We start from the raw sequence: 15,153 nt of genomic DNA, 5'->3' as shown, positions 1-15,153 counted from the left end.
TCGACATGAAAAAACATATATTATCTATATTCATTTTTATCAGCATTATTACTCAAACAATAGCACAAGTAGCTACAGTAACGGGAAAAATCACAGATGCCCAAACGCAAAAACCTATTCAAGGAGTTTCTATCAGAGTTAAAGGAAAACTTGCAGGTACGCAAACCAACACTAATGGTAGCTTTAGTATATCGCTAAAAACTCCTGCCTCTATTGTGGTTACAATGATTGGTTACGAAGCCAAAACTGTTGATGTTACTAATAATCAGGCTATTGATATTTCACTTTCTTCAGCTAATTCAGAGTTAGATCCCGTTGTAGTAACAGCTTCACGTGTTGAAGAACGCATTTTGCGTTCGCCTGTCAGTATCGAAAAAATGGATATTCGACAAGTTCAGCAAACACCATCAGCCAATTACTACGATGGTCTACAAAATATCAAATCCTTGGATATGGTTACGAGTAGTCTTACTTACAAACAAATCAATACCAGAGGATTTAATAGTACAGGAAATGGAAGATTTTTGCAATTAGTCGACGGTATCGACAACCAACCAGCAGGGTTAGGTTTTGCGATGGGAAATCTATTTGGTCCACATGATTTGGACGTAGAAAGCGCTGAATTAATTGCTGGTGCGGCATCTGCTCTTTATGGTCCAATTGCTTTTAATGGCTTGTTGAATACACGCACCAAAAACCCTTTTGATTTTCAAGGGCTTAGCATTCAGACGAAATTTGGTCTCAATCACGTGGGTGACGGAACAGGATTAGGCGCAAAACCCATGAGCGACTTGGCTTTGAGATATGCAAAGGTTTTTAATAACAAATTTGCCTTCAAAATCAATGCTTCTTATCTCAGAGGTACCGATTGGTATGCCAATGATTATACAGATATAGACCCCAATACGCCAGCAGCGAGTCGTGGAGCAAACAACCCAGGTCGTAATGCCTTGAATATTTATGGTGATGAAGTGGCTCAAACCTTACCTAATATTGGTAGAGTTTCAAGAACAGGTTATGAAGAAAAAGATTTGGCTACTTATGGTGTGTATAGCCTTAAACTGAATGGTGCTTTGCATTATCGCATTAATGATAACCTTGAGGCCATTTACCAAATGAATTTTAATCAAGGAACAGCTCAGTACACAGGAAGTAACAGATTCGTTATCAATGATTTCCAGTTCATCCAGCATCGTATCGAACTAAAAGGAAGTCAGTTTTACATAAGAGCGTATTCCAACCAAGAAATTTCGAATAATTCCTACAATACACGTTCGCTTGGTCAACAAATCAACCGTACTTGGGTCCGCGATTTGAGTGGAAATATTGTGACGCCCGACAAAGCAGATGCCACTTGGTTTCAGCGTTATGCAGCGGCTTTCAACGGTACCATTAGCGGAGTGACAGCGCAAAACCAAACACAGGCGAGAGCTTTTGCCGACCAAGGTAGACTACTCCCAGGCACAACGGCTTTTGACGAAGCACGAAGCCGTTTGATTCAAACGACAGGGCTTTCAGGGGCTGGAATCAAAAGTAATTGTAGCTTAAAACACATAGAAGGGCTTTATGATTTTAGTTCAATGGTAAAAGTTTTCAATTTGCAAGTTGGAGGAAACTACAGAAAATACTATCTCGATACAGAAGGTACTTTATTTGACGACAAAGGCAAAAACCTTACAAATGATGAATTTGGTTTATTTACTCAAGCTTCAAAAAGTCTTTTCCAAGATAAGTTAAAAGTAACATTATCAGGAAGATATGACAAAAACCAAAACTTTGATGGTCAATTTACGCCAAGAGCATCAGCGGTATTTTCCCCAACTGAAAGACATAATTTTAGAGCTTCGTATCAAACTGGTTTCAGAAACCCTACTATTAGCGACCAATATATTAAGCTTGACGTAGGTCCAATTTTGATTTTGGGAGGTGCTCCTATCAACTCGCAAGGAATGAATGTTTACGAAAATTCTTACACAGCTGCTTCTGTAGGAGCATTTGGTAGTGGCTTTGGTGCTGATATGCAAAAAGGCGTTCCTTTCCCTACTGCTTTAGCCAACAATAAGGACAAACTGGTAAAATCAAATGTGCCATATATCAAACCAGAACGTGTTCAAAGTATTGAAGTAGGCTATAAAGGATTATTGACTTCAAAATTACTTTTTGACATTAACTACTATTACAGTCAATACAAAGATTTCATCATCAACTCTGTAGTAATTAGACCAAATAGCCCAGTAACATTACCAGACGGAAGTGTAAACCCAGCAGCTGCAGCAGATATTTTGAATGGAAATATCAAAGCGTTTCAATTGTATACTAACGCCGCAGATAAAGTGTCTATTCAAGGAGTTACAGCTGGCTTGACTTGGGCTTTACCTAAAAACTACCAATTACATGGCAATGCAACTTGGATAGATTTTAATATAATGGATGCTAATCCAAACAATATTCCTGCTTTCAATACGCCAACTTGGAAGAGCAATGTAACGTTTTCTAATCCAAAACTTACTGACAAATTAGGTTTTAGCGTGGCATGGCACTGGCAAACTGCATTCGATTGGTACGGAACATTTACAGAGTTGAGACCTGGAAGAATAGGAGCTTACAATTTATTAGATGCGCAGGTAAGCTATACCGTTCCTTCACTTAAAACAAAAATCAAACTGGGTGCTGCCAACTTGACCAATCAATATGTAGTGCAAGCTTACGGCTCACCAGCCGTTGGAGGAATGTATTATATCAGCCTCAATTTTGATGAATTTTTAAGATAATAAGTGCTAAAACAACCTTATAATTTTATGCAATCAACTGTTCACACAACCAAGGTTAAGTTGGCATTTACACTTTGTATGCTGAGTTATTTATTAGGGGGCTGTATTTCTACCATGATGTCATCCTATTTGCCTGTTGCGTTGCCAGATTTACTTAATAGATTACTCAACGAGCAAAAGCTCTCAGAATATGGCGCTTATATCAATGCAATATTTCTATACGGTTGGATGTGCGGTGGCTTAAGCATGGGTTTTGCCAGCGATAAAATTGGTCGAATTCCTAGCTTGAGTATCGTAACAGCACTTTGTGGTTTGGGAACCGTATTTATTGTTTTTGTTAAAGACTGGTACGTTCTTCTTGCCTTACGCTTTATCTCAGGTGTTGGTGTTGGAGGTATTTTATTATTGACTACTGTCTATATCTCTGAAATTTGGCCAGAAAAAAATCGACCTGTCATTTTGGGCATTTTGGCGGTTTCGTTTCCTTTGGGAATCGTACTCTCAGGCGGAATCACCATTTTATTTCCTTATTGGCATCAAGCTTTTTGGATTGGTCTTATCCCAATTGGTATCGCTATTTTGATGTTTGTTTTTTTACCAGAATCACCAGAATGGCAAAAGTCGCAAGGAAAAGCCAAGAGTGCTACTCCAATAGAATCCATCGATTACCATAAAAACCTCTGGACTGGAATTCTTATTTTCGGTGCGGTACTTATTGGACTTTGGGGAATTTTCTCTTGGTTGCCTACATGGGTACAAGGTTTATTGAGCAATGGTCAAAAAGGTCAACAAGAAAGAGGTATTGTCATGATGCTTTTGGGTGTTGGCGGAATTATCGGTGGTACACTTTCTGGTTTTCTGATAAAGTCATTTGGATTCAAGAAAACGCTACTAGCAACTTTCTTGGGATGTAGCAGTGTGTGTATGCTATTGTTTTTGACGAATCATACCTTCAGTGGATTGGTTTATGTCGAAACGGCGCTATTATCTCTCTTTTTTGGTATTAGCCAAGGAGCGCTTTCGAGCTTTATCCCTGCGCTTTTCCCTGCGCAAGTCAGAGGGTTCGCAACGGGGCTATGCTTTAATATCGGAAGATTTTTTACCGCTACAGCCGTATTTTTTGTAGGAAGTTTGGTGTCAGTTTTAGGAGGCCTAGGGCAATCTCTTATGACATTTTCCCTTGCGTTTGTATTAGCATTTATCATGCTTTTAAGAACCAAAAGCTTGGTGAGTGATTCGAAAATATTGTAATAATGGACTGGATGTGAACCTAGAGCGAGTCTATCATGCGTTATAGACTCGCTTCTTTTCAAAATCATTTAACTCAAAGAAAAATGGCATATATCAACATACCTTCTGAAGAACAATTACCGGGCATAAGAGGTCTCATGGCATTTAGTCCTGAAACGGCAAAGCCCCTCAATGCGCTAGCAGAAATTTTACTCAGAAGTCCCAATAATACGCTTTCTCAAGGAGAGCGAGAGCTAATTGCAACTTACGTTTCCTCTCTAAATAATTGTACATTTTGTCAAATGGTACATGGCTCAGCGGCACAATGCTACCTTGAAGACGATGGCAGTTTGATTAATCAGGTAAAAAAAGATATGCTTAATGCTCCTATTTCGGATAAAATGAAATCTCTTTTGACGATTGCAGGAGCCGTTCAAAAAGGTGGAAAAAATGTAACGAAAGAACACATTGATTCAGCCAAAGCATTAGGGGCAACTGATAAAGAAATTCATGATACCGTACTCATTGCAGCAGCCTTTTGCTTATTTAATCGATATGTGGACGGTTTAGGAACATGGGCTCCACAAGAAGCAAGTGCCTATCTCGACAGAGGACCAAGAATTCGAGATGAAGGATACGCCAACTTTAATCCTATGTCCTATATTCAAAAAAGTTAAGTGATAACTCCTAGGCACTTTATCTATTGAGATGGATAGTTAGTAAATTTTAAACACTGAGTACATTATTATTTTACAGAAAAACCCTACATTACAGTATATTAACCATCTATATTCCAGACCATTATGAGATTATCACTTATCATTGGATTCCTCATTTTATTTCTCAGCGAAATACTAAAGGTTTACTTTATTATGCCATTCCCTGGGAGTCAACAGGCTGATACGATTGACCTTGCCTATTTTATTCATCAATACATAGGATATTTTCGTGCCATTGGATTACTCATTTTGATTTATCCTTTATGGAAAAGCTTTAGCAATGGTTCAAAACTAACAAAGTTCGTTTTGGGAGGCTTTACCTTACTTTGGCTAGGGGTAATATATATGTTTAATTTTCAGCTCACTGCTGACCACATGTTTTATCAACCTAAAAATAAGACTTTTACTAATGGAAAAGATAGTAAAATTGCTAAAGATAAATTGGTGATAGGGGTTGTGCATAATGGACAAGCAAAGGCCTATCCTATCCAACTCATTGGTTATCATCACCAAGTTATTGATACAGTTGGAGGTACTCCTATGATGATTACTTATTGTACAGTATGTCGCACAGGTAGAGTGTATCTGCCATTTGTCAATGGAAAATTCGAACAGTTTAGATTAGTGGGAATGGATCATTTCAATGCTATGTTCGAAGACCAAACAACGGGTTCGTGGTGGCAACAAGCTACAGGAGAAGCAATTACGGGAAAACTCAAAGGACTTAATTTACCAAGTGTATCCTCCGAGCAAATGAGTCTTTCAGCTTGGTTACAGATACATCCAAATTCCCTAGTGATGCAACCTGACCCAGAATTTAAGGAACAATATGCAGGTTTGAAAAATTATGATTCTGGTAAGGGTAAAAGTAATCTAACCACTCGTGACTCTCTTTCTTGGAAGCCAAAATCTTGGGTGATTGGCATTCTTATGGGAAAAACAGCTAAAGCTTATGATTGGAATCAATTAGTAAAAGACCAAATAATTTATGATACGTTAGAGAAATCAAATATAGTAGTGGTATTAGAAAATGATAAAAAAAGCTTTCATGCATTCAAAAGTGAAAGTCCGTTTGGTCCATTAAAATTAGTATTGAAGAATAATCAATTGATTGACAGTCAATCTGATGCAGTGTGGAATATGGATGGAAAATGTATTGCTGGCAAATATGAAGGTTCATCATTACCTAAAATTGAAGCCTATCAAGAGTTTTGGCATTCTTGGAAAACTTTTCAACCCAATACTTTAGTGATGCAATAAATATCATTCCAAGCTGGCGAATCAGTTCGCCAGCTTGGAATGATAAAATTACCTGTGTAAATCATTAATTACTTTAAAAGCTTAATTCTAATATCTTTAAAATAAGCTACACTTTTAGGATCATGACCTTGTAAAGCAATAGTACCAGAGCTAAGTCTTTTCTTACCACGATCTTCTGGAAGTGTTTCAGGTTCTGTATAATCCACCGCCAGTTTGTCGTTGATCTTGATAATGACTCTCTTATCTTTCACAATAATGTGGTACTCATACCACTCGTCGTCCTTCGCTAAGTTTTCCTTTACATCATTTACGCCATACAAGCTACCCGTTTTGCGCCAGTCAGTATGAGTTTGATTTACCTGTACTTCATAACCTTTTTCAGGCCATCCAGAAGCCTGATAACCAGTATGGATAAAAATCCCTGAATTAGAGCCAGGCAATGTTTTTGCCTTGATTTTTAGTTCAAAGTTCTTGAAATCATGATTACCAACAGGTCCTTCGTAAAACAAGTGAGTACGTTCGCCAGCCACTTTTATAGTACCATCTTCGATAGAGAAAGTCTTGGGATTCTCCTCATTGACACGCCAGCCAGTAAAAGATTTTCCGTCAAAAAGTGATACCCAGCCTTTTTCTTTCTTCTGAGAAAAAGCAATTTGTACCGACATCAACAAACAAATAATGAATGATAGTTTTTTCATGTGTATAGTTTTTATAGTCCTTTTGGGATAAGTTGTTTTTTACAACGCTAAAGTACAAATACTATTTGGGTATCTCTATCAAAAATAGTTGTGTGGGTGTCTGTGGGGTAATGGAAATATATAGTAATTATCTAACTTTAAAATATTTGACAATGCTTGGTATTTTACGAAAATGTAATCTATTTTAATTTTGCTTTTATTTTATAACAATGTAATATATTTACAGCTCTAAAAGTATTTTAAACAAAACCCCGAACAATGTTTTCTGTAGAACAAACGACCCAAACAAGTAAAAGAGTCTTTACCCTATTACTCCTATTGTTATCTATTACTATCAATCTAAAAGCTCAGACAAGTATTCATGGAAAGTGGCAAATATCAAGATATATCATAGGAGCTACATTTTCTGGAAAAAGTGAGAAGATAGACACTCTTTCCAAAGAAGAATTTTTTTATGAGTTTAAAGAAGATAAAACCTTCACTGCTGATGGTTGGATAAACCCATTCCGTGGTAGTCTCAATCATAATAAAATAAAAGGAACATACCTTATTCAGAACAATGAACTTAAGCTTATTTATTTGGGAGAAGAAGACAAATTTAATTCAAACTTTTACTTTGATTATGTACTTGATAAATATGCCCTAATTTTATCTTTCGATAAAGTTAAACTAATCAAATGGTATAAGAACAGTAAAAATCCTGATGATAGTTACGCACTTAAATTGAGTCAAAGTATGTTTACAGCTGTTGAAGGCAAAATGTACTTTAAAAGGGTAAAATAACCCAAAAGCCTGTTTATTAAGATTGATTTTCTTGATAAACAGGCGTATGTTTTACAAGTTTGTTACATCTTCAATGCCTCTTTCACTAACTGTTTCTTACCGCGAGAAATAGGAATTTGAGTTCCATTGGTCAACAATAAAAAATCTCCCCATTCTTTAAGCCAACTTTTGATGAATGACTTATTGATTAGATGAGATTGATGGCATCGGATAAAGCCGTAACCACACAAAAGTTCATCGTATTCATAAATTGGTTTGCTAACTAATAGCTTAGAAGAATCCGTCAAAAAGAAAGTTGTGTAATTATTTGAAGATTCACAGCGGATAATTTCACTCACCTTTGCAAACCTCGTTTCTTCGACTGTCGAAAGGGCTATTCGCTGTTCTTCTTTTTGTGACTGAACCTTAAACCAATCCATCAAATATTCAACTTGTTTACTTTGACTTTTTAATTGATGTTGCTTGAACCCACGATTCACCGCTTCTACTAACTCTTTGATATTGATGGGCTTTAATAGATAATCTACTGCTGCAAAGCGCATAGCTTGTATGGCATAGTAATCAAAGGCTGTTACAAAAATCACCTCAAAATCATAGAAATTTAAGCTACGTAGAAAATCAAAACCATCCTTTTCTGGCATTTGAATATCTAAGAATATCAAATCTGGCGAATAGGTATTTACGGCAATTTTTCCTTGTTCTGCACTATGAGCTAGCGCACATACTTCTACCTGAGGACAATAGGTATTTAGCAAAACTTGTAAATTAGTAAGGTTATGAGACTCGTCATCTATTAATATCGCTTTCATAAAAACCAGTGAGTAAATGTTAAGATTATTTCTGTACCATGCTCAAAGTTGGAATTAAAAGTAAGTTCTATCGGTTGCCCATTTTGTAATTCATTTAACCTCTCTATACGTTCCTGAGTCAGTCTTAAACCTAGTCCAGATTGCAATTTTAAGGCATTAAATCCTTTTCCATTATCAATGATAACGACTATTAAAGAATCATCAAATTTATTGAAACATATCTTGATACGCCCCGATGCTTCCAATGTTGCTACTCCATGCTTAACAGCATTTTCTACTAATGGTTGCCATAGTAAGGATGGAATACTAATAGCTGAAAGGTCAATATTCTCGTCAATTTCGATACTGTAAGAAAAACCAAATCGCAGCTTCTCTAATTTTAGATAGGTCTCCAAGGTTTGTATTTCCTGTTGAAGTGGTGTTTCCTCCTTAGCATTATTGGTAAGCACACCTCGAATCAATTGAGCAAAATCCGTCAGGTATTCATTAGCCCCCCTAAAATCTTGCTGATTAATAAGCCCTTGTATAGAACTCAAACAGTTAAAGAGAAAATGTGGATTAAGTTGTGCGTACAATGCTTTTAATTCTAGTTGTAACTTCTGCTTCTTGGCAATCTCATTCGTAGTTTTCTGCTTTTGTTGGAAAAGTAAATAGGCAAAAATGCAGAATCCTAATAATCCCAAACTGGCTATCATTGTAGCAAGCTTAAACCAAACAGTCTGATACCAAGCAGGTTCTACCTCAAATGTGTACTCTGAAATATTTGAAGGTTGTATGGCATATCTCATTTTGATACGGTACAATCCTGGCGAAAAATCTTTTAACCAAATAAAACTATTGTTATACTCATTTTCATGCCAATCACTAACAATTTGATTATCAAGTAGTAACTGATATTGAATCTGATATTTTGAGGTTATTTCCGCATTCAAAACGAACACCAGATTATTATTATCAGGTGACAATTTAAGGCTATTTATTGGTTGGGACATCGTCTGCCCTTCTGCTGTATTAGCCCATGGGAATTGCAGTTTTTGTAAAAAAACTTCCAAGTCTTTTGAAGTGTGAACACTAGAAACAGTAGGATAAATAGATTCCCATGAAATCATACTGGTAGCCAATATAGTAGCCTGATTCTTTTTTCTCACATCAGCGATCAACATCTTGCCAAATCCCGCTTTATACCCACCCAAATAAGCCATCTCAGGAAACCCTGATTGTTTTATCAAAGTCGAATCTGTAAACTTGGTAATACTTTGCCAAGGCTCAACAATCCTATTGCTTGGATATTCCAGAATTCTAAATTCATATAAGTGAGCATTGAGTTTATTGACCGCATGTAGAAAAAAGTGTGCACTCGAAGTATCAAAAATAGTACGAGCAATTAATTCTTTGGGGCGTACCTTTATAAAGGACGAATCTGCTAGTAGCTTAAAATAATAGTCGCTTTTTTCACGAACACTCCAATAAGAATTATTCTCCTTCCGAATAGCCAAAATAATACCCAAAGCATCCTTTTTATGTTGTACTTCACTTGGAAAACTTTGAGAATAATCTCCCCAATTGATTTGAGCTTTGACAAAAATAGGTAACGACAATAGGACGAATAGAAATAAACATTTTGTAGACATGGTGTTGATTTTTAAGTTTGAGTCTCAAAAATCTATCATTCAAACTAGATTTTGGCTTCCAATGTGAATGTAACATGAATTTCTGTGAGTTTGTATCCTGGGAGCTGATATTCTGAAAAATCTCAACTCTCAAGATTTTCTTCATGCCTTCAATTAGAATTTTCAATCCACCTTACTTATTAATCAACCAACTTTCAACAGCTCTTGAAAAATCAGCTACATCGATAGGATGTCTGCTGGTAATTAGATTTCCATCTGTTACGACAGGAGCTTCGATTACATTTCCGCCAGCGTTCTTTAAATCAATTTGAATATTCCAGTAACCTGTTAGTTTTCTTCCTTTTAAAATATCTGCTGAAGCCAATACAACAGGCGCATGACAGATAGCGGCGATGAGTTTTCCTGATTTATTGAAATCCTGAATAAACTTAATCACGTCTTTGTCATTGCGTAAATTATCTGGATTCCATGCGCCTCCCGGAATGAATACGGTATCATAATCAGATACTTTTATCTGGTCTGCTGTTTTGTCAAATTTTATCCAGCCTACGGGTTGAATATATTGAATGGCCATGACATGCGTTTTTGACATTTCAGGATAAGAAAGGCCGAATCTTTCTGGAGCTGGATTATATTTTGGAGCAACAATTTCTACCTCTGCACCGAGTTCTTTAAAGTACCAAACTGGACCAGTTAACTCTATTTCTTCAAATCCGTCGGCTACGAGTACGGCAATTTTTTTCCCTCTCAAAGCCATTTTATTTTTGACAGGTGTGAAGAAGAAGTCTCTTAAATCTTCATTTCCTGGTGCATTCAATAATTGACTAACTGGCATATTTACAACAGCAGATTGAGTGGATAATTTATTGATTATCGCTAACTCATTTGATTGATTTGTGTTCATTGTTTTAGTATTTTGTTTGGTTTGAGCAATAGTATTTGATACTGCAAGTAGCGTAAACAGACTTGCAACGAGGAGTTGATACGTAGTTTTCATTGTTGTTAAAATATTTTTGTGAATAAATTTTATTCGGATATAACCTTGAATTATTGACGAGTTAATGGAGTAAATTCAATAAGAGTATGAAGTCCGTCTTGAAATGGTTGTTTTTTAATACTAGTATTTAAGAAATCTATTACAGGTTGAATGGGCGGAAAATTTAGATGATATTGAAATGCCTCTTTACTTCTAAATTTTTCAAAAGTTACAAATTGAGATTTGTCGCTCTCCAGTTGCGATAATTGATAGTTTACTACGCCAGCTTCGCTCCGAAACTTTGGCATTGCCTGATGATAAACCTTCTTAAACTTGGACGCTGAACCTATTTTTGCATCAACAAAAAGTATAATAGTCAATTGTTTGTCACTTAAACTACTAGTCTTTCGCCACTGATTTTTTGAAATCGGCTCAAGGTCTTTTACAAAAATCTCTCTTATTGATTCAATTAAAGCCTTTTTTGATAATTCAGAGATACCTTCCTTACTGTTACTAGCTTTCTCAAAAGCCTCCCTTGATTTCCATCTTTCAAATAACCACAACGTGTTTGGAGCTGTTTCTTCAAAATATCCTTCTGCCATGATGTTAGCATCCTTTGAAAGTGATAGTTTGACATAATCATTTATCTGGTTTTTGAACTGCTCAACGTATTCTTGCTTAACTTGAAATCGAGTTATTTTAGCTATTTCTCCACTTTTTTGATTTAGTTTTTGCCCCAAAATAATGTGATTAAAAGTCAAAAAAGTACAAGTCATCAACACAAGAATTTTTACTTGGCTAGATATATTGTGTAGTGTTTTCATTGTTCGAATACCTTTCTTACTATGATAATATACCTTTTTACAAGATTTGGTTGGTTAAGTAAACCTCTCTATTTGCCAAAATAGGTACAATTTTGTTGACAACTATGCTTTGAAAATGCGCTGAATTTCTATGTTCATTTAATGCACTCTCATCATTATACGCTTCTGCTAATATCAGGGTATTTGGCTCTGTTTGACTTTGATGAATATTGTAAAACACATTCCCTTGCTCGGCTCTACTTTTTATGGCAACTTCATTTAAAAGTTCTAATACATTTGGCAATTGGTTTTCTGAAACCTGCCATTTAGCGAATACAAAAATCACATTTGAGTTCATGTCTGTACAATGTTATTTGTTTGAAAATAAGATGTGGAGAATAGTCCTTGTTCTCGTTTAAATCATTAGAGAAAGGAAAAAAATTAGGCAGCCAAAATAGCAATCATTTTTTCGGCAACACCTTTGGCGGAAGCTGGATTTTGACCAGTTACAATTTGACCGTCGGCGATACTATTGGCTGACCAAGGTTCGGCAGCATGGAAGATAGCTCCTTGTTCAGTTAGTGCTGTTTGAAGGTCGAAAGACACATCTGGGCGAGCATAATTATCTTCTTCTGCTGTGGTAAACGAAGCAATATTTTTACCGTTTACCAAGTAGCTTCCATCGCTTAATTTTACATTCAATAACGAAACTGGTCCATGACACACAGCACCTACGACTGCACCACGTTCATAAGTTTCGGCAATTACTTTTTTCAATAAAGGTTCTTCAACCATATCTACCATTGGTGCTAAACCTCCAGGAACGAAAATTGCAGCATATTGGCTTACATCAACGTCTGATAATTTTGTGGCTTTTTGCATTTTAGCCCAACCATCACCTACTAAGAAAGCCAAATTATCAGGGTCGTCGGCTAAAAATAAAGCATCCAAGTATGGAGTGTCGCCTGTTAATGTGGCAAAATCAATCTGGTAGCCAGCTCTTTTAAATTCGGCATAAGGGTGAGCTATTTCAGGTAAAAATGTACCTGTCCTTCTATTGTTAGGGCCAATGGCATTGGCATTTGAAGCGATGATTAATACTTTAGTTTCCATGACTTTAAATAGTTTAATTGTTACATCTTGTTTTTTAAAAAGAACATCATCTTGAGCGCTCTGTATTGATTTTGTTCTGATTTCTGATGTAAAATTACTAGGTAGATGCCCCCAAATAGAAGGAAGTAAATCACTTTGTTGGTGTGATTCAAATCACACAAAATGCCCTGTGGACAGTCGTTTTAGTGACAGTACGCAGGGCATTTTGTGACGAATAAAATTGCTAACTTGGAAAATATTGACTGTAAGTATTACAGTTAAACTGGAAGTAGCCGCTCATTATTGATACAAACGACTGAGAGTTTCTCGGCTTACGCCCAAAAACTCTGCGATTAATTTTTTAGGTATTTGTTGCATGAGGTTGGGGTATAGTCTTGCAAATTCTTCATAACGCTGTTGAGGCGTTCCCGACAATAAAAGCTTGATTCTTAATTGTAGTGCCACATAGCCATTGGTTAGTTTAACCCTGAAAAAATGCTCCATTTTATGAAAAGTGGTTGAGAGCTTTTCTCTATTTTGCAAGGTTAGGCACAACACTTCTCCTTCTACTAAACATTCTATGTACATAGTTGCATCTTTCTGTTTGAAGAAAGATGGATAATCAGACATCCACCAATTTTCTTGTGCAAATTGTAAAATATACTCTTTCTCTTGTCCGTCAATATAAAAGACTTTATAAATCCCCGATAGCACAAAGTACTCGTGTTTTACCTCGTCGCCTTCGCTGAGAAGATATTGGCCTTTTCTAACTTTTTTGACCGTAAAATGCGTTTTGATTTCTTCAAACTCCTCATCATTGATGGGAGAAATATGTCGAATATGTGTTCGTAGTTTTTCCATGACTTGTAGGTTCTCCTTTGCAAATATAAAGTATCACTACACTAATGCGGCTAATACAATGTTATTATTTTAGATTATCCTATTACTTGCTTATCTAATTAATAGAAAACAGTTTTAATCTATTCTAAATATTTTTTCATTTACAAAAATGTATTAATATTCATTTATTCATTTGAAAAAATGTATTTTTACACAAAAAATCAATTGAAAAAATGCTAAGAAGCCTTTATAAAGATCTAGTTCATTGGAAAAATTCATCCAATCGTAAACCTCTTATTTTGCAAGGAGCAAGACAAGTAGGTAAAACTTGGTTGATGAAAGACTTTGGAAAACAGGAGTTTGAACATACGGTTTATCTAAACTTTGAGAGTAGCGAAAGACTAAAAAGCCTATTCTCAGTCGATTTTGATATACAGCGCATTATTACCACAATTGAAATTGAAGTAGGCTACAAAATTCAGGCAGACAAATGTTTACTCATTTTTGATGAAATTCAAGAGGCAGAAAAAGGTCTTACGGCATTGAAGTACTTCTATGAACAAGCTCCAAAATATTTTATCATCGCAGCAGGGTCACTTTTGGGTGTTTCCTTACAAAAAAGTACTTCTTTTCCTGTTGGGAAGGTAGATTTCTTACAAATGTATCCCATGAGCTTTGCCGAGTTTCTAGAAAATACGGGGCAACAACTACTCTTAGCACAACTTGAAGCCGAAAATTGGGCTATCATAGATACTTTTCACGATAAACTAGTCGATTTACTGCGACGCTATTATTTCATAGGTGGCATGCCCGAAGCGATTGCCAACTATATCCAATTTCAAGATTTATATCAAGTCCGAGAGATTCAAAACAAAATTCTACTAGGATATGAAAACGACTTTGCTAAATACGCTCCTATCGAAACTGTCCCAAGAATCCGATTGGTTTGGAGTCACTTAATTAGTCAATTAGCCAAAGAAAATCGGAAATTTATTTACGGACAAATCAAGAAAGGCTCAAGGGCAAAAGACTTTGAAACGGCTATCAGATGGCTCACGGATGCAGGTTTAGTGTTGAAAGTAAACATTGTTGAAAAGCCCAATATCCCACTCAGCGCTTATTCAGACATTGATATTTTCAAGTTATTTTGTCTAGATGTGGGTTTGCTCAATGCCATGGCGGGCATTTCTCCCAAAATATTGTTAGAGAAAAACAGTATTCTGACAGAATTTAAAGGTGCTCTAACTGAGCAGTTTGTAGCCCAGCAATTGAAAATCAAACATGAAATTTATTACTGGTCTGCGCCAAATGCTACAGCTGAAATAGATTTTATGATTCAAAAAGAACAAACAATTATTCCAATAGAAGTAAAAGCTGAAGAAAACCTCAAATCAAAAAGTCTGAAGGTGTTCGTCGACAAATTCCAAACACAACAAAACCTTCGGTTTTCAATGAACAATCATCGAGTACAAGACTGGATGACTAATATGCCCTTGTATACGGTAAATAATTTGTAAAAACTCATTACTCTAAAATGGTAA

The 15,153-nt window shown here is 36.0% G+C and carries 14 protein-coding genes; 6 read left to right on the top strand and 8 right to left on the bottom strand.

Annotated elements, in window-relative coordinates:
• Positions 1-5: 5 nt before the first annotated feature.
• The 4 genes from QM481_RS18040 (at position 6) to QM481_RS18025 (ending at position 5,980) form a co-directional block, all read left to right on the top strand.
• Positions 6-2,771, top strand: a complete 2,766-nt coding sequence (locus tag QM481_RS18040; RefSeq protein WP_283382756.1) for a TonB-dependent receptor — start codon at positions 6-8, stop codon at positions 2,769-2,771.
• A gap of 27 nt (positions 2,772-2,798) precedes the next feature.
• Positions 2,799-4,022 (top strand): MFS transporter, encoded by a 1,224-nt coding sequence (locus QM481_RS18035; protein ID WP_283382755.1) that lies wholly within the window; start codon positions 2,799-2,801, stop codon positions 4,020-4,022.
• Between the two features lie 35 nt (positions 4,023-4,057).
• Positions 4,058-4,678, top strand: coding sequence for a carboxymuconolactone decarboxylase family protein (locus QM481_RS18030; protein WP_283382754.1), 621 nt, complete (start codon positions 4,058-4,060; stop codon positions 4,676-4,678).
• A 126-nt stretch (positions 4,679-4,804) separates the two neighbouring features.
• The gene (locus tag QM481_RS18025) at positions 4,805-5,980 is read left to right on the top strand and encodes a DUF3179 domain-containing (seleno)protein (RefSeq protein WP_283382753.1); all 1,176 of its coding nucleotides are present in this window, start codon (positions 4,805-4,807) and stop codon (positions 5,978-5,980) included.
• Between the two features lie 68 nt (positions 5,981-6,048).
• On the opposite strand, the gene QM481_RS18020 is transcribed toward QM481_RS18025, so the two are convergent.
• A complete protein-coding gene (locus tag QM481_RS18020; RefSeq protein ID WP_283382752.1) occupies positions 6,049-6,678 on the bottom strand; it encodes a 3-keto-disaccharide hydrolase in 630 nt (209 codons plus the stop codon).
• A 258-nt stretch (positions 6,679-6,936) separates the two neighbouring features.
• Between QM481_RS18020 and QM481_RS18015 the strand changes: the two genes are divergently transcribed.
• Positions 6,937-7,461 (top strand): hypothetical protein, encoded by a 525-nt coding sequence (locus QM481_RS18015; RefSeq protein WP_283382751.1) that lies wholly within the window; start codon positions 6,937-6,939, stop codon positions 7,459-7,461.
• A gap of 62 nt (positions 7,462-7,523) precedes the next feature.
• Here QM481_RS18015 and QM481_RS18010 read toward each other — a convergent pair whose 3' ends face one another.
• The 7 genes from QM481_RS18010 to QM481_RS17980 form a co-directional block, all read right to left on the bottom strand.
• Positions 7,524-8,270 (bottom strand): LytR/AlgR family response regulator transcription factor, encoded by a 747-nt coding sequence (locus QM481_RS18010; protein WP_283382750.1) that lies wholly within the window; start codon positions 8,268-8,270, stop codon positions 7,524-7,526.
• A complete protein-coding gene (locus QM481_RS18005; RefSeq protein ID WP_283382749.1) occupies positions 8,267-9,901 on the bottom strand; it encodes a sensor histidine kinase in 1,635 nt (544 codons plus the stop codon). The genes QM481_RS18010 and QM481_RS18005 overlap by 4 nt, the downstream gene beginning before the upstream one ends.
• Positions 9,902-10,073: 172 nt before the next feature.
• Positions 10,074-10,898: a DJ-1/PfpI/YhbO family deglycase/protease gene (locus QM481_RS18000; protein ID WP_283382748.1), complete on the bottom strand. Its 825-nt coding sequence runs from the start codon at positions 10,896-10,898 to the stop codon at positions 10,074-10,076.
• 50 nt (positions 10,899-10,948) lie between these two features.
• Positions 10,949-11,701, bottom strand: coding sequence for a putative quinol monooxygenase (locus QM481_RS17995; RefSeq protein WP_283382747.1), 753 nt, complete (start codon positions 11,699-11,701; stop codon positions 10,949-10,951).
• A gap of 37 nt (positions 11,702-11,738) precedes the next feature.
• Positions 11,739-12,038: a putative quinol monooxygenase gene (locus QM481_RS17990; RefSeq protein WP_283382746.1), complete on the bottom strand. Its 300-nt coding sequence runs from the start codon at positions 12,036-12,038 to the stop codon at positions 11,739-11,741.
• 83 nt (positions 12,039-12,121) lie between these two features.
• Positions 12,122-12,793: a type 1 glutamine amidotransferase domain-containing protein gene (locus tag QM481_RS17985; protein WP_283382745.1), complete on the bottom strand. Its 672-nt coding sequence runs from the start codon at positions 12,791-12,793 to the stop codon at positions 12,122-12,124.
• Between the two features lie 279 nt (positions 12,794-13,072).
• Positions 13,073-13,633 (bottom strand): Crp/Fnr family transcriptional regulator, encoded by a 561-nt coding sequence (locus QM481_RS17980; protein WP_283382744.1) that lies wholly within the window; start codon positions 13,631-13,633, stop codon positions 13,073-13,075.
• A gap of 212 nt (positions 13,634-13,845) precedes the next feature.
• Here QM481_RS17980 and QM481_RS17975 point away from each other — a divergent pair, with 212 nt between their 5' ends.
• Positions 13,846-15,129, top strand: coding sequence for an ATP-binding protein (locus tag QM481_RS17975; protein WP_283382743.1), 1,284 nt, complete (start codon positions 13,846-13,848; stop codon positions 15,127-15,129).
• Positions 15,130-15,153 lie beyond the last annotated feature (24 nt).

The sequence above is a fragment of the Flectobacillus rivi genome (assembly GCF_030056655.1).
Classification (GTDB): Bacteria; Bacteroidota; Bacteroidia; order Cytophagales; family Spirosomataceae; genus Flectobacillus; species Flectobacillus rivi.
This window is presented reverse-complemented; position numbering and strand designations above follow the sequence as displayed.